This window comes from Streptomyces sp. NPDC043908, assembly GCF_056435525.1.
The window spans coordinates 148,867-168,493 of sequence record NZ_JBWKEI010000001.1 but is presented as its reverse complement, the minus strand read 5'-3'; the positions used below and the strand labels follow the sequence as shown (position 1 = coordinate 168,493).

Here is a 19,627-nt window from a genome sequence, read left to right as displayed (position 1 = left end):
CGTCCAACTGGGCCCGACCGCTGCACACGAACCGGCACTCCGCCCCGCCTCGTCACCGGCCCGCGAACCTGCCGCTCACCTCCGTGAGGAGCCGGCGTGCGTCCGCACCGAGATGGGGTCCCGCGAGCCATGCGGCCGGACGGGAGCCGAGCGAGGTGTTGGAGACGAGGACCAGCCCCCCGTCACCCCGGCGCACCAGCCAGCCCCCGCCGGAGGAGCCCTCGGTCATGGTGCAGCCCATGCGGTACATGTCCGGTTGCTCGGCCGCGACCGAGAACGACCCCGGCCGGTCGGCGCAGTGGAAGAGGGACGAGCCGTCGAAGGGGCGGCCCGCCGGGTACCCCACGATGTCGACCGGGCCGCGGGACCCGGACAGCTCGGCGTCGAAACCGACGTCCGCCGCCGCCCCGGCCGTCTCCTCCAGCGACTTCACCGCCCCCGCCGCCGGGCGTACGTGCAGTACGGCGAAGTCGAAGGCCGCTCCCGCTCCGGCGCCTGCCGTACCGCGGTCGATCCACTGCTGGGACGTCTGCGCCCAGTCCGCCCACCAGATGCCCAGCGGGGCGGCGCTGTTGGAGGCCCCGGCCGCCGTCGGCCCCCGTTTGTCGAAGCCGGGGACGAAGACGATGTTCCGCAGCCATCCGCCGTCCTTGCCGGAGTGGACGCAGTGTCCGGCGGTCCACACCAGGTTGGACCGGCCCGGGTGGGCGGGGTCGCGCACCACGGTGCCCGAGCAGGCCGCGGGTCCCTTGGGGGTGTCGAAGAAGAGCCGGCCCGCGGTGGGCTCGTGGTCGCCGTAAGGTCGGGCGACGGGGCGGGCGGGCACGGCGTCCGGCTCGGGGTCGGAGACACCGCGGGGCATGTGCCGGCCGTCGAAGGCGCGCTCGCCCTCGGTGGCGCCGGCCATCCGCTCCGGCCCCCACAACCCGTCCACCACGGGGTTGACGAAGTCCGCGGCGCCCCGCAGCCACCGCCCCACACTCCAGTCCTGCCAGCCCCCCGGTGTCCGGCCCGGGTCGGCCTGCCGCGCGGCCCCGGCCGGACCGGCGGAGCCGATCGGGCCGGAACCGCCCTGTGGTCCTGTGGAGCTCTTGGTGACGGTGTACGCGAGTCCACCGGCCACCACGGCGACGAGCAACCAGACGACCGGCCCCCGAAGGCGACGGCGAAGACGGCCGACCATGCGAAGACGGCGAAAAGGCACGGGCTCCTCCTCGGGCGCGACACGCTACTGCCCGGTTGATACGGCACCGCGCCCCCGGGCGTTCAACCACCCCTTGCCGTTCGGCCAACCGGCTCTGCCGAAGCGGCTGTTGTGGCGCCGCAGGCGTTCGGTCGCTGCGGCTCGGCACCGGGCCGCCACCACGACCCTGTGGACCGCAGTTCGGGCCCACCCCCGCACGCCGGATCAGACGATGTCCAGCCGCACCGAGATCCGCTTCAGCCTCCGCAGTTCGCTTTCGCTGAGGCCGCCCCACACCCCGCGCTTCTCGTTGTTCGACAGCGCCCACTCCAGGCAGGCGGTGGTCACCGGGCATCTGCGGCAGATCGCCTTGGCCTCGGCCAGCTGCTGGTCCGCGCAACGCCTGCTGTACGTCGGGAAGAACAGCTCCGGGTCCTCGGTACGGCACGCCGCACGCTTTCGCCAGTTCACAAGAAGGCTCCCTCCTCGGCAACGAGTGACGCGATCGACTCCCGTAGGGGTCTTGCGCGTTGTTACGTCGGCCGCTGACGGTCCGTTCAAAGCGGACCGCGTCCGAGGAGGCCGGCTCACCGCCGGGCGAAGACCCCGATGCCGTTGGCGACGGCGCGTTCGAAGCTGCCGGGGGGCCGGTTGCGTACGACGACGCCCGGGTCGCCGGGGCCCCGGGTGGCGAGGGTGGAGGAGCCGCCGCCGTCGAGGTTGACCGCGTCGTCGGCGCCCATGTCCGCGAGCAGGCGGGCGAGTTCGGCCAGGGTGAGGCCCGCGTCGCTCTCGGCCGCGCCGTTCAGGGTGACGAGGTAGAGGCGGTGTCCGTGGCCGCCGATTCCGGCGCCGGTACGGGTGGCGGCCGTACGGTCGTCGAGCCCGGTCAGCGGGGTGCCGTCGCGCAGCACGGGCATACCTCCCACCGCGAAGGTCAGCGGGCCCCGGGTGCTCTGCAGCCGGTGGCCGAGCGTCGCCCGGTCGCCGGGTTCGAGCGCGCGCAGGGCGGACGCCCCCTTCTCACGCCCCACCAGGACGGTCGTACCGGCCGGGATCGGTCCCGCGCCCAGGACGTCCGAGGTGCTGACGACGCGGCCGCGCCGTACCGTCACCTCGTAGGTGTCCGTGGTGCAGGGAGCGCCGCGCACCACGTCGGTTCCGCACGCGGCCCGCGCCCGGGAGGCGGAGCCCCACTTGGTGGTGAAGGCGCCCACCCCGTCCACCGGCACGGCGTACTGGTTGAGGCCGTCCAGGCGCAGCCGTCCCCGGCGGGTGTCGACCGCGCCCTCCAGGGTGAGGCGGTCGAGGCGTCCGGTGCGGGCCGGGCCGACGCCGATGACGTCCCGGGCGCTGGTGCCGGGCGGCAGGGCGGGGCCGAACCGCTGGCCGTCGGGGACGGCGGCCTTCAGCGGGCGGCCGGAGGCGATGGCCGGGCCGGAGGAGGCGCCGGTGGCCTCCACACCGGGGTGCTGGGTCTCGCTGATGTTGAAGAAGTCGCCGTTGACGGCCGCGACCGCGCCCTGGGCGTCGGCCATCGCGGTCACCTTCGCCCGGGCGGCCACCGCGCCCGGGGTGAGGAGGTCGACCTTGACGCGGGGGTTGTCCAGCTCCGCCACCACGAGGTGACCGCGCGTCAGGCCGTGGGAGGCGGTGACGGTGAAGCTCCGGTAGGAGACGCCGGGGGCGACGGCCACCGAGCGCCCGTATCCGACGGCCGGTGCGCCCCGGGCGGCGCCCGGGGCGAGCGCGCCCTGGCCCACGACCATGCCCACCGCCGCGATCCCGGTCACCGCCACGCGTGTCCAGCCCCAGGACCACCCCATCGCGCCTCTTCTCCTGAGACCCACTCAGCACCGGCAGCCGCAGCCTAGCGAGGGGCGCGGCGGCCCACGGGCAGGCTCGACACGATGGCCGGGAACGGCCCCCGGAAGCCGGTGCGGTGGCTCCGGCGGCGGCTTCGGATCGAGCGGCATGCCGCAGTACGCTCAGAGGCGTCCCGCTCCCCCGGGAACGGTGCTGAACCGGGCCGCGTCCCACAGGGCGGCGAAGCGGAAAACCAGCAGACCTGGAGAAGCACATGAGCACTTCACCGACCGGCTCCACCCCGGGTGAAGTTCATGGCACCACGCCCCCGGCGCCCTCCACGGTGGTGACACCGGAGATCACCCACGCCGAGTGCCGCAAGTGCGGGACGCGTGTGGCCGGGCTGGACGGGCGGTATGCCTGTGGCGTGTGCGGGTGGACCAACGACTGGTCCGAGGGGCACCGGCCGTTGCCGCGCGCCGAGGACGACCCCGACTTCCCCGGCCCGGGTATCGTGCCGGAGAACCCGCTGGCGGATGAGGGAGGCGTGTGAGGGCCCTTCGTCCGCACGTCGTCGCCGTGCTGCGCCGCTGGGGCGCGCGGATGTTCCCCGGCGCCCCGGAGCACCACGGCGTGCTGCCGCCGCTGCTCGTCGTGCTCACCTTCGTCACCGGTCTGGTGGACGCCGTGAGCTATCTGGGTCTGCACCATGTCTTCGTCGCGAACATGACCGGCAACGTGGTCTTCCTCGGATTCGCGCTGGCGGGCGGGACGGGGCTGTCCGCCGTCGCCTCCACCGTGGCGGGCGTGTCGTTCCTGGCGGGCGCGACGGCCGGCGGCCGGATCGCGCCGCTGATCGCCCGGCCGGTGCGGCTGTTCGCCCTGCTGGTGGCGGTGCACGCCGTACTGGTGGCGGCGGCGCTGGTGACGGGTTTGGCGGACCACACGGCGTACGTACTGATCGTGCTGCTCGCGTTCGGCATGGGGGCGCAGAACGCGGTGGTCCGCACGATCGCGGTGCCGGATCTCACCACCACCGTCCTCACGCTCACCCTCACCGGCCTGGCCGCCGACCGGCCGGGGCCGGCCACCGTTCGCCGGGTGCTCTCGGTGGCGGCGATGTTCGGCGGGGCGCTGGCGGGCGGGCTGCTGCAGACGCGGCACGGCACGCCCGCGGCGCTGGCCCCGGCGCTGCTCCTGCTCACGGCCGTCGCTTTGGCGGCCTGGTCCGCCCAGGGGTGAGCGGCGGCGGGGCGGGCCGCCCTCTCACGCCGACTGCTGGTGCCAGGCGTCCTGGAAGTTGCGGCGGGCGCGGTGCAGCCGCGAGCGGACGGTGCCGACGGGGAGGGCGAGGGTCCGGGCCATCTCCTCCTCGTTCATGCCGTAGACGGCGCGCAGCACGAGGACCTGCCGGTGGTGGTCGGGCAACCGGTCCATGGCGTCGGAGATGTGGACGGTGTCCAGGGGGTTGCCGTCCAGGGCGCGGTCGGTCAGGTCGTCGGTGGGGCCCTGGCTGAGCCGCTTCGAGGTGCGGACCGCCTCCCGTACGGTGACGGCGCGGACCCAGCCGTAGAAGGCCTCGGGTTCGCGCAGCCCGCGGATGCCGCGGAATATGGCGAGCATGGCCTCCTGGGCGGCGTCGGAGCTGTGGCCCTGGGCGATCGGCAGGCAGAGCCGGCCGACGAAGGGGGCGATGTGCAGGAGGATGTCGTTCATGGCCCGGTCGTCCCCGGCCTGGGCGCGCGGCAGCAGGGCCGTGGTGACGGGGGCCTGCGTGTCGTTCATCGTGGTCACCGCGGGAGTACTCCTGGGCTCGGTCTGCTCGTACGAGTGCGGGGCGGGTGCGGGCCGGGCGCCGGCCGCGCGTCGCTCACGCGGGCACCGCCACCGCGCCCCCGGCGTCGTCGCGATGCGCGGCGAAGGCGAGCAGGGAGGTGTGCAGGGCGGAGCGCAGGTCCTCCATCTGCTCGTGGGTGAAGCAACCCGCGCTGTAGGGGAGTTCGATGCCGAGCCGGCCCTCGAAGGAGACCACGCACACCATCACCGGGCCGCGTCCTGCCTCGGGGAAGTAGTGCTCGCGGGCGGGGGCGAGGCGTACGTCGGTGACCTGGAGGCCGTCCGGGGTCACCGGGCCGGGGACGCGGCCCATGTTGGTCACGATGACGCTGGTGGCGAGGAGGGCGGGGTGCCGCGGGACCTGGGGCAGGAGGTGGAGTTCCTGGAGGTGGTCGCCGCGGGTGATGGCGGTGTGCAGGTTCTCCGTGACCCGGCGGGCCAGTGCCAGCGGGTCGGCGTCGTGTGCCACGTCGAGCACGTCCAGGCAGGAGGTGACCGCGGGCACCATCACTTCGCGGGCCAGCGGCGGGTCGAGCCGGGCGCGCAGGTCGACGGGGGACATGCAGCCGAGGGTGCGCGTCCCGGGCTCGCCGCCGAGGCGGCGGCGTACGGCGGTCAGGGCGGCGGCGGCGATCAGTCCGTGGACCGAGACACCCTCGGCCTTCGCGAAGCGTCGCAGCCGCTCGGTGTCCTCGGTCTCCAACAGCAGGCGCCGGACGCCGAGTTCGGGCTCGCCGGGCGGGCGTTCGGCACCCACGGCCTCGTAGGGCAGGCAGACGACGGGCCGCTGCCGGGTGCGCTCGACGCGGCCCGCGAGATACTCCTCGGCCTCCGTCGCGGAGACGGCGGGCAGCAGTTCGGAGACCGGGGCGGGCCACTCCTCGTTGTCCTGGGCCGCCACGCCCGGTACGTCACCGGCCAGCCGGGTGTAGGTGTCCCAGAGCGCGTTCTGGAGGGCGATGGCGCTGTGGCCGTCGGTGATGGTGTGGTCGACGCTGAGGATCACGGTGTGCTCGTCGCCGCCGCGCAGCAGGACGGCTCGGGCCAGGGGGCCGCCGACGGGCAGCGGGGTGTTGAACTCCTCGGTGAAGGAGTCACGTCCGCCCTCGCGCACCAGCAACCGCGGCACCTCGTGCTCCGCCAGCGGCTGAAGCACCGGCACCCCGTCCTCGACGGCGATCCGGCAGCGCAGCGAGGGGTGCTCGGCGACCTTGGCGGCGAACGCGGCGGCGAGCAGCTCCTCGTCGAGGTCGCCGCGGACGGTGCAGGAGAGCACGGCACGGCTCCGCTGCGCCACGTAGAGGGTTTCGACCGGGCATAACCTGCGCTGCATCCCCATGACCTTTCGACTTTCCTTTCCCGGCGGTATACCGGGCCCGGCCGCGCCCCGACCGCCCGCAAAGGGCCACTTGCACGGATCGGCGGGAGCGGGGCGCACGCATACGAAGCACGCATACGAAACACGTATACGGAGACGGAACCCTTTCCCCCTTGCGCGCCGACCGTATTGGCCGGTGCGCGGATCCCGAATCGCGCTTCAGTGAAGCGGCAATTCCATTCCCCCGCAAGGGTTTTGGAAGAGCCCGCGAAGTGACGTATCCCTCAACCGCCGCGAACCCGGCCCGCTTCCGCAGTCGGGGGAATACCCACCGCGTCCCGAGCGCTAACCCGGCCGGACCCCGCACCTCCGTGACGCCACGCGATATGGCTCAACTTCGGCGTTTGACGAGTCCTGCCGAGCGCTCGTATACCGCGTTTCCCTCAAGGGGCACATGCCAACAGCACGGTCTCACCTCCCCACATGGCCGGTTTATTGACACAAAGTAAATTCCCCAAGCTGGCTCGAATCGTACGGCCGTGCCCATGACATAGGACGAGCGAAACCGGTCAACCGGCTGGGTTTTGACGACCTGTCGGAAGACACGCCCGGCCAGATCATCCCCTTGACCCGCCGACTTCCCCTCATGCAGGGTTGCTGTTCCGAGGAAGGCCGCGCCCCGTCACGGCACGGCCCGCTCTCACCGGAGTTCCGCACCCGCAGCGGTATTCCGGCGACGCATTCCCCCTTTCGTTCCCATGCCCATTTCCGCTCTTCCGGCGGGCGGATCGTCCACGCCTGCCCAGCGGCTTCCCGGTAAGGGCCCGTCGGCTCCTTCCGCGTGCCGAGAATGCCAAAGACGCCTAACAAGGGTTGGTGCCATGTCTGTCCAGGAGGACACCAGTAGCCCGCTGACCGGGGCCCAGCAGGGACTCTGGTTCGCCCAGCGGCTCGACCCCGCGAACGCCGCCTACAACACCGCCGAGTACGTGGAGATCCACGGGCCCGTGGACACCGCGCTCTTCGAGACCGCGCTGCGCCGCACGGTCGGTGAGGCGGACACCTTCGCCCTGCGGTTCACCGACACCGCCGACGGGCCCCGCTCCGCGCCGGCCACGGACGACGACTGGCCGCTGCACCTGGCGGACGTCAGCGGTGAGGCCGACCCGCGCGCGGCGGCCGAGGCCTGGATACGCGCCGACATGGCGACGGCGGCCGACCTCGGCGAGGGCCCGCTGTTCACCCACGCCCTCTTCAGGGTGGCCCCCGACCGCTTCTTCTGGTTCCTGCGGGCCCACCACATCCTCCTCGACGGCTACAGCTACAAGCTCGTCGCCCGCCGTCTTTCCGAGGTCTACACGGCGCTCGCGGACGGCAGGGAGGTGCCCCGGAGTCCGTTCGCCCCGGTGAGCCGGCTGCTCGACGAGGAGGCGGCCTACCGCGCCTCCGACCGGTTCGTACGCGACCGTGCCCACTGGACCGGCCGGTTCGCGGACGCGCCGGGAGCCACCGGGCTCACCGAGGGCACCGCACCGCCCGCCGCCTCCTTCCTGCGCCGTACCGCCCTGCTCTCCGCCGCCGACACCGAGCGCCTGGCCGCCGCCGCGGCCCGTCTGGGCGGGGCGCGCAACGACCTCGTGGTCGCGGCCGTCGCCGCCTATCTGCACCGGGTCACCGCACAGCGGGACATCGTGCTGGGCCTGCCCACCATGAGCCGGCTCGGCTCCACGGCGCTGCGCACACCCGGCACGGCGTCCAACATCCTGCCGCTGCGCCTGGCCGTCACCCCCGCCACCACGGCCGGGGACCTCGTCAAGGCGGTCGCCGCCGGGTTGCGCGACGTCCGCAGGCACCAGCAGTACCGCGCCGAGGACCTGCGCCGCGACCTCAGACTCGTCGGCGGGGCACGGCGGTTGTACGGGCCGGTCGTCAACCTCGTCCCGTTCGACGAGGAACCGCCCTTCGGCGGCCACCGCACCACCTCGCACCACCTGTCCGGCGGCGCCGTCGAGGACCTCCAGATCAACGTCCGGCCCGGCGCGGGCGGCGAAGGGCTGTGGATTGCCTTCGACGCCAACCCCGCCCTCTACACCGAGGCCGAACTCAACGACCACCAGCGGCGGTTGCTGCACCTGCTCGACCAGCTCGCCGAGGCCGACGCCACCCTGGCCCTCGCGCGCACGAGCCTGCTGCTCCCCGGTGAGAGCCGGGCCGACGCCCCCGCCGAGCCCGCACGCACCGCGCCCGACACCGACCTGGCCACCCGCTTCGAGGCCCGGGCGGCGCGCACCCCGCACGCCGTGGCCGTCACCTGCGAGGGCGCCTCGCTCACGTACGCCGGGCTCAACGCCCGTGCCAACCGGCTCGCCCGCCTCCTCGTCGAGCGCGGCGCGGGTCCCGGCGAGGTGGTGGCCCTGGCGCTGCCCCGCTCCCTGGAGCTCGTCACCGCCCTGCTGGCGGTGGTCAAGTCCGGCGCCGCGTATCTGCCGCTGGACCCCGGCTACCCGGCCGAGCGCATCCGCGCGGTGGCCCGCGACGCCGCGCCCGCGCTGCTCGTCACCGACGCGGCCACCGCGCCGACGCTTCCCGGGACCGGCGCCGACGTCCTGGTCCTCGGCGAACCGGCTCTCGAAGGCGATCTGGCCGAGCGGCCGGACACCGACCTCACCGACGCCGAACGCACCGCCCCGCTCACGCCCGGCGCCCCGGCGTACATCATCCACACCTCCGGCTCCACCGGCCGCCCCAAGGGCGTGGTGATCCCGCACTCCAACGTCGTGCGGCTCTTCGAGACCTCCGCCGCCCACTTCGCCTTCTGCCCGGACGACGTGTGGACCCTCTTCCACTCGTACGCCTTCGACTTCTCCGTCTGGGAGATCTGGGGGCCGCTGCTGCACGGCGGCCGGCTCGTCGTCGTCCCGTACGCCACCAGCCGCTCCCCGCGCGACTTCCTGCGGCTGCTGCGCGACGAGGGCGTCACCGTCCTCAACCAGACGCCCTCCGCCTTCCAGCAGCTTATCGAGGCCGACCGGGAGGCCGGCGACGAGGACGGCCCGCTCGCCCTGCGCTACGTGGTGTTCGGCGGCGAGGCCCTGGAGCCCGCGCACCTGCGCCCCTGGCTGGAGCGGCACGGCGACGCCTCGCCCGTCCTGGTCAACATGTACGGGATCACCGAGACCACCGTGCACGTCACCCACCACCGCGTCACCCGCGAGCTGATCGAGGGTCCGCCCGGGCGCAGTGTCATCGGCACCCCGCTCCCTGACCTGCGCGTATACGTCCTCGACCACTGCCTCCAGCCGGTCGTGCCGGGCCGGGTCGGCGAGATGTACGTGGCGGGCCCCGGACTCGCCCTCGGCTACCTGGGCCGCCCCGGACTCACCGCCGAGCGGTTCGTCGCCGACCCGTTCGGGGCTCCGGGCGAGCGCATGTACCGCACCGGTGACCTGGCCCGGCGCGCGCCCGACGGCACCCTGGAGTACGCGGGCCGCTCGGACCAGCAGGTGAAGATCCGCGGGTTCCGCATCGAACCCGGCGAGATCGAGGCCGTGCTCGTCGGCCACCCGGACGTGGCCCGCGCCGCCGTGGTGGCCCGGGAGTCGCAGGGAGCCGCCGACCGGATCCTGGTGGCGTACGCCGTGCCCGCCCCGGGCTCGCGTCCCGAACCGGCGGCGCTGCGGGCCCATCTGGCCGAGTCGCTGCCCGAGCACATGGTTCCCGGCGCGTGCGTCGTCCTGGACGCGCTGCCGCTGACCGCCAACGGCAAGCTGGACACCAAGGCGCTGCCCGCCCCCGACTTCGCGGCCGCGGCGACCGGCCGCGCCCCGGCCTCCGGGCCCCAGGCGCTGGTGTGCCGGCTGTACGAGGAGCTTCTTGGGCTGCCGGAGGGGACGGTCGGCGCCGAGGACAACTTCTTCGACCTCGGCGGGCACTCGCTGCTCGCCACCCGGCTGATGACCCGGCTGCGCGCGGCCACCGGCGCCGAGGTCTCCATGGCCGACTTCTTCGCCCGGCCCACCCCGGCGGCGCTCGCCGGCCGGGTCCCCGCCGAGGGCGGCCCGGCCGCCAGGCCGCCGCTGGTGCGCGCCGAGCGGCCGGACCCGCTGCCGCTCTCCGCGACCCAGCAGAGCATGTGGTTCCTCAACCAGCTGGACGGGGCCGCCGCCACGTACAACATTCCGCTGGTGGTCCCGCTGGAGCGGGAGGTCGACGTGGACGCGCTGCGCGCGGCGCTGGCCGATGTCGCCGACCGGCACGAGAGCCTGCGCACCCTGCTGCCGGAGACCGGCGGCACCCCGCGCCAGGAGATACGTCCGCCGGGCTCCCTGCGTCCCGTGCTGCACGTGGTGGACTGTCCCCCGCAGGAGGTGGAGGCGTATGTCGCCCTGGCACGCGGACACCGCTTCGACCTGACCCGGGACCAGCCGCTGTGGGCCGGTCTCTACGGGACGGGGGCGGCCCGGACACTGGTGGTCGTCCTGCACCACAGCGCGGCCGACGGCTGGTCGCTGCGCCCGCTGGCCGAGGACCTGTCCACCGCGTACGCCGCCCGCGCCGAGGGCCGCGACCCGGGCTGGGACGAACTTCCCGTCCAGTACGCCGACTACACCCTCTGGCAACGCGCGCTGCTCGAAGGCACGGATGCTGAGGGCGGGTTGAGCGAGCGTCAGCTCGCCTTCTGGACGGAGGCGCTCGACGGTCTGCCGGTGGAGATGCCGCTGCCCACCGACCGGCCCCGCCCCCAGGCGCCGGCCCGCCGGGGCGCCCATCTCACCCTCGACGTCTCCCCCGGTCTGCACCGCGCCCTGCTGCGGCTCGCCGACGAGAGCGGCGCGAGCCTGTTCATGGTGCTGCAGAGCGCCCTCGCCGCCCTGCTCACCCGCTGGGGCGCGGGCACGGACATCCCCATCGGCACACCCGTCGCGGGACGCGCCGACGAGGCACTCGACGACCTCATCGGCCTGATGGCCACCTCGCTGGTGCTGCGTACCGACACCTCCGGCGACCCGGAGTTCCGCGACCTGATCGCCCGGGTACGGGACGTCGACCTCGCCGCCTACGACCACCAGGACCTGCCCTTCGACCGGCTCGTGGAGGAGCTCAACCCGCCCCGCACTCCCGCCCGTCACCCGCTCTTCCAGGTCATGCTGGCCCTCCAGAACAACACCGAGGCCGTGCTGCGGCTCGGCGGCAACGAGGCGCCGCTGCGGCCCAGCGCCACCGGCACCGCCAAGTTCGACCTGTTCGTGGACGTGGTGGAGCACCGCGCCGAGGACGGGTCCGCGGACGGGCTCGTCTGCCACATCGAGTACGCCGCCGACCTGTTCGACCACGCGACCGTGGACCGCGCCGCCCACGCCCTGCACGCGCTCCTGACCGCCGTGGCGGACGACCCCGGGGTGCGCCTCGGCGCGCTGCCCGCCCCCGAGCCCGTCGTACGGGCCGAGGAGGCGGCGGACACCGCGTCCGGCACGGCGGAGCTGGAGCGCGCCCTCCTCGCCCGGGGCGATCTGCGGGACGCGGTCGCCGTGCCGGGAGCGGACGGGCGGACGGCCGTGTTCGCCGTGCCCACCCGGGCCGCCGCGGCCGAACAGGCGGCCCGCGCCCTGCGGCGCACCGGAGCGGACTCCGGGACCGTGCCCAGGGTCACCGCCGTCAGCGATCTGCCCAGGCACGCCGACGGCACCCTGGACACCGACGCCCTCGGCCAACTGCCCTTCATCGACACCGAGGCCGCCGAGGAGTGGGAGCGCGGCCTGACCGCGCTGCCCGGCGTGCGCGCGGCGACCGTGACCCTGGAGGAGGTCACCGAGCCGATCGGCCGGCTCTACATCGGCTCCTCCGGTACCCGCGCCGACGCCCCCGCCCACTCCCTGGGCGACGGCGCCGCCACCGCCGTGCCCGCGCTCAGCGAAGGGCCCGAGCTGCCGGAGCCCACGGTGAGCGGCTGGGCCGAGGCGCTGCGGAGGGCGGCCGCGGGCGGCCCGCACGCCGAGGTCGTCCACGTCCGGGCCGACGGCACCGAGACCCGGCGGAGCTACGCCTCGCTGATCGAGGAGGCCTCCCGCGTCCTCGGCGGCCTGCGGCAACTCGGGCTGCGCCCCGGTGACCAGGTGATCCTCCAGTGCGAGGACACCGAGGACTTCCTCGCCACGCTGTGGGGCTGCGTCCTGGGCGGGTTCGTGACCGTACCGCTGACCGTCCCCGTGTCGTACGCGACGTCCTCCGCGCCCGTGGCGAAGCTGGAGGGCGTGTGGGAGATGCTGCACCGCCCCTGGGTGGTCACCTCCGCCTCCGGTGAGGAGGGGCTGCGCGACCTGGCGCGGCGCCGGGAGTGGCAGGGGCTGCGGCTCACCACGACCGACGCGCTGCGGGCCGGACCGCCCGACGGGGACTGGCACCCCGCGCGGCCCGACGACGTGGTGCTGATGCTGCTGACCTCGGGGAGCACCGGGCTGCCCAAGGCGGTCCGGCTCAGCCACCGCAACGTGCTGACCCGGGCCGCCGCGACCGCCACCCTCAACTCCCTCACCGAGCACGACGTCTCGGTCAACTGGATCCCGCTGGACCACGTCACCGGTGTGGTCATGTTCCATCTGCGCGACGTGTATCTCGGCTGCCGCCAGGTGCACGCGCCGACCTCCTGGATCCTGGAGGACCCGCTGCGCTGGATGGACCTGGCGCACCGGCACCGGGCCACCGTCACCTGGGCGCCCAACTTCGCGTTCGGCCTGGTCAGCGAGCAGGCGCACCGGATGTCCGGGCGGCCCTGGGACCTCTCCCCGATGCGGCTGGTGATGAACGCGGGCGAGGTCGTCGTCGCGGCCACCGCCCGGCGCTGGCTGGAGGTGATGAAGCCGTTCGGGCTGCCGCAGGACGTCATGCACCCGTGCTGGGGCATGTCCGAGACGTCGTCGGTGGTCACCGACACCGTGCTCTCGGCGCGACCGCTGCCCGGCGAGGAGGCGTTCGTCAGCTGCGGGCTGCCCTATCCGGGCTTCGCCATGCGGATCGTGGACGACCAGGACCGTATCGTCGCGGAGGGCACCGCGGGCCGGCTCCAGGTGCGCGGCACCACCGTGACCTCCGGCTACCACGACAACCCGAAGGTGAACGCCGAGTCGTTCACCCCCGAGGGCTGGTTCGAGACCGGTGACCTGGCCTTCCTGCGGGCGGGCGAGCTCTACATCACCGGCCGCGCCAAGGACGTCATCATCGTCAACGGCGTCAACCACTACAGCCACGAGATCGAGACCTGCGTCGAGGAACTGCCCTTCGTGGTACGGAGTTTCACCGCGGCCTGCGCGGTGCGCACCGACCCGGCGGCGGGCACCGACGAGCTCGCGCTCTTCTTCCACCTGGAGGAGGGCACGGACACCGAGCGGGCGCTGCGGGCGATCCGGGGCAAGGTGACCCGCGAGATCGGCATCAGTCCGGCGCATCTCATGCCGGTCGAGGCGGCCGTGATCCCCAAGACGGAGATCGGCAAGATCCAGCGCACCCAGTTGCGCAAGCGGTTCGAGGCGGGCGAGTTCGACCCGGTCGCGCAGGCCTCGGAGATCCTGCTCGGCAGCACCGCGACCGTGCCCGACTGGTTCCTGCGCCCGGTGTGGCAGCGCGCCGAGCGCCTCCACGCCCCTGCGGCGCCGGGCGGCCACATCCTGGTGCTGGCCGGGCGGCACGGCCCGGCCGCCGAGGTGGCGGCCGCCGTCGCGGACCAGCTGCGCGAGGGCGGCGGCCGGTGCACGGTGGTCACCGCCGGTCCCGATTTCGCCCGGAGCGACGCGGCCGCCTACCGGGTGCGCGTGGACGCCGCCGAGGACTACGGGCGCCTGCTGGACGCTCTCGCGGCGGACGACCGGCCGGTGGAGACCGTCCTGCACCTGGGCGCGCTCGGCGCCGGGAGCGGCGAGCCGGAGAGCGCGGCCGAGCTGCTGGAGGCCCAGCGCGACGGCGCCGACGCGCTGCTCTGCCTGGCTCAGGCCCTGACAACCCGTCACGAGGACGGCCACCGGGTCGCCCTGTACGTCGTGGGCGCCGGCTGCCAGGCGGTGGGTGCGCACGAGCGCCCCTCCTACGCCCACGGAGCCGTCGGCGGGCTCCTCAAGAGCCTGCGCGAGGAGCTGCCCTGGCTGAGCACCGTCCAGGTGGACCTGGCGCCCGGGGGCGGCCCCGGGGAGCGCGCCGGGGTACTGGTGGCGGAGGCCGCCGCTCCCGTGGCCGACGCCGAGGTGGCCTTCCGCGACGGGCAGCGCTGGATCCGCCGCCTGGCGCCCCTGCCCGACCCGCTGCCGCGCTCCGCCGCGCCCGCAATCGAAGGGTTCCACCTGCTCAGCGGCGGTCTGGGCGGGGTCGCCGGACGTCTCGCCGAGCATCTGCTGAAGACCCCCGGCACCCGGCTGCTCCTGGTCGGGCGCACCCAACTGCCCGACGAGGACGCCTGGGACAAGCACCTCGCCGAGGGAGGTCCGCTCGCCCGCCGTATCCAGACGTACCGGAGCCTGCGCGAGCTGGGCGAGGTGCGGTACGCGAGCGCCGACATCACCGACCCGGACGCGCTGCGCGCCGTCGTCGACGAGGCGGCAGCCGCCTGGTCCGTCCCGCTCGGCCAGATCGTGCACCTGGCGGGCCGCTTCGAGCAGCGGGCGGTGACCGACCTGTCCCTGGACGAGTGGCGTGCGGCGCTCGCCGCGAAGGTCACCGGCGGCTGGGCGCTGCACCGCCTCGCCCAGGAGCGCCCGGTCCGCTCCTTCGTCTCGTTCTCCTCGGTCAACGGCTTCTTCGGCGGCTCCATGAGCAGCTCCTACGCGGCCGCCAACGCGTTCCTCGACGCCCTCGCCGCCCATCAGCGCGGAGCCGGCCTGGACGCGCAGAGCCTGGCCTGGAGCATGTGGGACGAGCTCGGCATGAGCGAGGGGTACGGCCTCAAGTCGCTGACGGAGGCGCGCGGTTACCGCGTCCTGGACGCGTCCGCGGCCCTGCGCTCCTTCGACCTGGCCCGCACCCTGGACGAGCCGCACCTGCTGATCGGCACCGACCGGTCGCTGCCCTGGGTGCGCGGGCACGTCCGGGCGGCACCGCGCCCGGTGCACCGCCTCGCGGGCCGGGTGGCCCTGGAGGACGACGCGGACCTCGGCGCGCTGTACACGGCGGCCGGGAAGAGCGCCGAGGCGGCCGGGGCGAGCGGCAACTGGGTGCTGCGGGCGGCCGGTTCGTCACAGGCCGAGGCACCCGGGGCCGCCGACGGCGCGGCCGAGGGGCTGCGCAAGCTGGAGAAGGTCCTGAGCGCCATCTGGTGCCGTGTCCTGGAGCGCGACCGGGTCGGCGTCGAGGAGAACTTCTTCGACCTCGGCGGCCACTCCCTGCTCCTCGTCCGCGCCCAGGGCGCGGTCAACGAGGAGCTGGGCTGCGAGCTGAGTGTGGTCGACCTGTTCAGTCACCCCAGCGTCCGGGCCCTGGCCCGCCACCTCAGCGCCCTCGGTGTCGGCGTCGGCGGCGCCGCGCCGCAGGCCGCGCCGGCGGCGGCGGACAGCGCCCCGCCCACCGGACTCGACCGCGTACGGCAGCGGGCCGAGCGCCAGCGTGCCGCCCGTGCCGCCCGCCGTCCCGCCCCGAACACCCCGCACCCCGAGCACGAAGGACCCCGCAACGATGGATGAGACAGACCGGCCGGAGTACGGGCCCGAGACGGCGGTCGCGGTCGTCGCCATGGCGGCACGCTTCCCCGGCGCCGACACGGTCGAGGAGTTCTGGGAGAACCTGGCGGCCGGCCGGGAGTCGATCCGGCCCGTCACCGACGAGGAGTTCCTCGCGGCGGGCGGCGACCCCGCGCACCTGTCCGACCCCGATCTGGTGCGGATGGCCTCGGTGGTCGAGGGCATCGACCGCTTCGACTCCGCCTTCTTCGGCTACAGCCCGGCCGAGGCCGAGGTCGTCGACCCGCAGCAGCGCCTCCTGCTGGAGTGCGCCTACCACGCGCTGGAGGAGGCGGGGTACGCGGGCGGGCACGGCGACCTCCAGGTGGGGGTGTACGCGGGAGCGGGCGACAGCCGCTACTACCCCGGGCACGTCCACCCGCGCTTCGCCGGGCAGAGCGCCTCGGTGGCCCTGGTCCACGCGGCCACCAGCAACTCCCTGGGCACCCTGGCCACCCGTATCTCCTACGAACTGGGGCTGACCGGGCCCAGCCTCTCCCTCCAGACGGCGTGCTCCACCGCCCTCGTCGCGATCCACACCGCCTGCCAGGACCTGATCGACTACCGCTGCGACGTCGCCCTCGCGGGGGCCGCCTCGCTCAACCCGTCGGCGCTGCTCGGCTACCGGCACGTGCCCGACGGACCGTTCTCGCCGGACGGCCGCTGCCGGGCGTTCGCCGCCGACGCGGCGGGCACCTCCTCGGGCGACGGCGTCGGCATGGTCGTCCTCAAGCGCCTGGAGGACGCCCTCGCCGACGGCGACCGCATCCGGGCGGTGGTGCGGGGCTCGGCCATCAACAACGACGGCCGCCGCAAGGTCGGGTTCACCGCCCCCAGCACCGAGGGCCAGACGGAGGCCGTCCTCGCCGCCCAGGTCGCCGCGGGTGTCGACGCCGACTCGATCGGCTACGTGGAGGCCCACGGCACCGCCACCAGGATCGGCGACCCGATCGAAGTGGCCGCGCTGACCCGGGCGTTCCGCGAGAGCAGCGACCGCGAGGGGTTCTGCGCCCTGGGGTCGGTCAAGAGCAACATCGGGCATCTGGGCGCCGCCGCCGGGATCGCCGGCTTCATCAAGGTCGTGCTGGCGCTCCAGCACGGGCAGATACCGCCGACCCTCCACGTCGAGCGGCCCAACCCGCTGATCGACTTCGCGGCGAGCCCGTTCCGGGTGCCGACCGCGCTGGAGGAGTGGGACGCGGGGGCAGCGCCGCGCCGGGCCGCCGTCAGCGCCTTCGGCGTCGGCGGCACCAACGCCCATGTGATCGTGGAGGAGGCCCCGCCCGCCGCACCCGCCCCGGCCCCGCGCCAGGGGGACGGCGAGCGGTGGCACGTCCTGCCGCTCTCCGCCCGCACCCCGGGCGCCCTGCGCGGCCAGGCGGCGAACCTCGGACGCCACCTCACCGCGCACCCCGGCCTCGACCTCGCCGACGTCGCCCACACCCTGCGCACCGACCGCCCCGCCATGCCCCACCGGGCCGCGGTGGCCGCGCGGAGCGCCGAGGAGGCCGCGCGGATCCTGCTGCACCCCCTCCAGGCCCCGGCCGAGGTGCGCGGCCAGGAGGCGCCGCTGGTGGCCTTCCTGCTGCCCGGCGGCGGCACCCAGTACACCGGCATGGGCGCCGGGCTCTACCGCGAACTCCCCGTCTACCGGGACGCCGTCGACCACTGCGCCGACATCCTGCGCCCCGCGACCGGCCGCGATCTGCGCACCGCGCTGTACGAGCACACCGAACCCGGCGGCGTCGACGCCTTCCTGGCTCTGGTGGTCACCGAATACGCCCTGGCCACCGCGCTGATGGAGCACGGTGTACGGCCGGCCGCGTTCATCGGGCACTCGCTGGGCGAGTACACCGCGGCCACCCTCGCCGGGGTGATGACCCTGGAGGAGATGCTGCCGCTGGCCGCCGAGCGGATCCGGCTGATCAGCTCGGCCGGGGGCGCCACGGTCGGTGTCGCCCTCGGTGAGGAGGCCCTGCGCGGCTACCTCACCGACGATCTGTCGCTGGCCGCCGTCAACGGCCCGGCCGCCTGTACGGTCGCGGGGCGCGCGGAGGCGGTGGCGGCCCTGGAGGCGCGGCTGCTCGCCGACGAGGTCGCCTTCCGGCGGCTGCGGATGCCGGCGGCCGCGCACTCCCACGTCCTGGACCCGATCCTGCCGGGCTTCGCGGACCTCCTGCGGACCGTGGCCCTGCGGGCGCCCACCATCCCGTACGTCACCAACGTCACCGGGACCTGGGTCACCGACGAGCAGGCGACGAGTGTCGGGCACTGGCTCGACCACACCCGCCGCACGGTCCGCTTCGCGGACGGCATCGCCGCGCTGTGGGAGCGCGGCAACCCGCTCTTCGTCGAGATCGGCCCCGGCGACGGCCTCGCCAAGCTGGCCGCGGCCCGCCTCGCGGACGCACCCGTGACCACGGTGCCCACCATGCGCCACGCCAAGGCCGCGAGCCCCGACGGACAGGTCTTCGCGGAGGCGCTGGGCCGGCTGTGGAGCGCGGGCGTGCCCGCCGACATCACCGGCCCCGGCGAGGCGCGCGAACCGCGCCGGGTGCCGCTGCCGGGGTACGCCTTCGACCGGCGCCGCCACTGGATCGAGGCGCCCGGCGCCAAGGCGCCCGCCGTCGGGGACGACGTAGCGGACGGGCCGGACGGCGCCGGCCGCGCGCCCCGGCCGTATCTGACCACCGAGTACGCGGCGCCCCGCACCCCCCAGGAGCGCGCCGTGGCCGCGTGCTGGGAGGAGGCCCTGGGCATCGAGGGCATCGGCGTCCACGACAACTACTTCGACCTGGGCGGCGACTCGATGCGCGCCGTGATGCTGGCGGGGCGGATGCGTACCGAGGGCGTCCTCGACGTCCCGGCCGCCGCGTTCCTGTCCGCGCCCACCATCGCCGGGCTCGTGGCGCTCGCCGGGCGCGCGGGCGCCGCCGGGCGGGACGCGTTCGCGCCGCTGCTGCCGCTGCGCGCCGACGGCGACCAGCGCCCGCTGTTCTGTGTGCACCCGGGCGCGGGCATCGCCTGGCGCTACACCGGGCTGCTGCCCCATCTCGGCGCCCGCCAGCCGGTGTACGGGCTCCAGGCGCACGGCCTGGACGGCACGCTGGAGCCGGCCGCCGACGCCAAGGAGATGGTCGACTCCTACCTCGCCCGGCTGCGCGAGGTGCAGCCGCGCGGCCCGTACCGGCTGATGGGCTGGTCCTACGGCGGCTTCGTCGCCCACGCGATGGCCACCGCCCTGCAACGGCAGGGCGAGGACGTCGAGTTGCTGGCGATGCTGGACGCGCCGCTGACCGGGGACGAGCCGGCCGATCCGGCCGCGACCGAGCGCCAGGTGGCGTCCCTGCTCGTCCGGGTCGCGGGCGTGGAGATGCCTGAGGGCGGCGCGGACGTCGACGAGGTGGTCCGGCTGATCGGCGAGGACGGCGCGGAGCGCGGCCCCTCGCCGGTGACCCGCGAGGAGGCGCTCGCCATCGCCCGGGTGATGCGCAACAACCTCGCCGTCGCGAGCGGCTTCGCCCCCGAGGTGTTCCGCGGCGACGTGCTCTTCTTCAGCGCCACCGAGGGCGCCGGTGCCGCCGACCCGGCCGACGTCTCCCTGGCGGCCGGGAAGGCCGACAGCTGGCGCCCGTACGTGAGCGGCGTCCTCACCGACCACGCCGTGCCCTGCGGCCACTACGAGATGACCGAGCCGGAGCCGATGGCCCGGATCGGCGCGGTCCTGGCCGCCGCCCTGCGGCCCGCCGCCGGATGACCCCCCGCACACCGCGCCGCACACCCGGCTGT

9 protein-coding genes are annotated in these 19,627 nt (G+C 74.6%); 4 read left to right on the top strand and 5 right to left on the bottom strand.

Annotated elements, in window-relative coordinates:
- Nucleotides 1-52: 52 nt before the first annotated feature.
- The 3 genes from AC069K_RS00735 to AC069K_RS00725 all read right to left on the bottom strand — a co-directional run bounded on the left by AC069K_RS00735 (nucleotide 53) and on the right by AC069K_RS00725 (nucleotide 3,009).
- Nucleotides 53-1,204, bottom strand: a complete 1,152-nt coding sequence (locus AC069K_RS00735; RefSeq protein ID WP_365106804.1) for a trypsin-like serine peptidase — start codon at nucleotides 1,202-1,204, stop codon at nucleotides 53-55.
- A gap of 204 nt (nucleotides 1,205-1,408) precedes the next feature.
- Nucleotides 1,409-1,654 (bottom strand): WhiB family transcriptional regulator, encoded by a 246-nt coding sequence (locus AC069K_RS00730; RefSeq protein WP_365106807.1) that lies wholly within the window; start codon nucleotides 1,652-1,654, stop codon nucleotides 1,409-1,411.
- 116 nt (nucleotides 1,655-1,770) lie between these two features.
- Nucleotides 1,771-3,009, bottom strand: a complete 1,239-nt coding sequence (locus tag AC069K_RS00725; RefSeq protein WP_478610658.1) for a phosphodiester glycosidase family protein — start codon at nucleotides 3,007-3,009, stop codon at nucleotides 1,771-1,773.
- A 254-nt stretch (nucleotides 3,010-3,263) separates the two neighbouring features.
- Here AC069K_RS00725 and AC069K_RS00720 point away from each other — a divergent pair, with 254 nt between their 5' ends.
- Both AC069K_RS00720 and AC069K_RS00715 read left to right on the top strand, forming a co-directional pair.
- On the top strand, nucleotides 3,264-3,542 hold the full coding sequence (locus AC069K_RS00720; RefSeq protein ID WP_365106813.1) for a hypothetical protein: 279 nt from the start codon (nucleotides 3,264-3,266) through the stop codon (nucleotides 3,540-3,542).
- A complete protein-coding gene (locus AC069K_RS00715; RefSeq protein ID WP_478610656.1) occupies nucleotides 3,539-4,231 on the top strand; it encodes a YoaK family protein in 693 nt (230 codons plus the stop codon). The genes AC069K_RS00720 and AC069K_RS00715 overlap by 4 nt, the downstream gene beginning before the upstream one ends.
- A 24-nt stretch (nucleotides 4,232-4,255) precedes the next feature.
- On the opposite strand, the gene AC069K_RS00710 is transcribed toward AC069K_RS00715, so the two are convergent.
- The gene (locus AC069K_RS00710) at nucleotides 4,256-4,783 is read right to left on the bottom strand and encodes an RNA polymerase sigma factor (RefSeq protein ID WP_478610654.1); all 528 of its coding nucleotides are present in this window, start codon (nucleotides 4,781-4,783) and stop codon (nucleotides 4,256-4,258) included.
- 76 nt (nucleotides 4,784-4,859) lie between these two features.
- Nucleotides 4,860-6,164, bottom strand: coding sequence for a phthiocerol/phthiodiolone dimycocerosyl transferase family protein (locus AC069K_RS00705; protein WP_478610652.1), 1,305 nt, complete (start codon nucleotides 6,162-6,164; stop codon nucleotides 4,860-4,862).
- Nucleotides 6,165-7,024: 860 nt separating this feature from the next.
- On the opposite strand from AC069K_RS00705, the gene AC069K_RS00700 reads away from it, so the two are divergent.
- Complete coding sequence (locus AC069K_RS00700; protein WP_478610650.1) at nucleotides 7,025-15,802, top strand: amino acid adenylation domain-containing protein; 8,778 nt, start codon at nucleotides 7,025-7,027, stop codon at nucleotides 15,800-15,802.
- Nucleotides 15,795-19,595, top strand: coding sequence for a type I polyketide synthase (locus AC069K_RS00695; RefSeq protein WP_478610649.1), 3,801 nt, complete (start codon nucleotides 15,795-15,797; stop codon nucleotides 19,593-19,595). The genes AC069K_RS00700 and AC069K_RS00695 overlap by 8 nt, the downstream gene beginning before the upstream one ends.
- The last annotated feature ends 32 nt before the right edge of the window (nucleotides 19,596-19,627 follow it).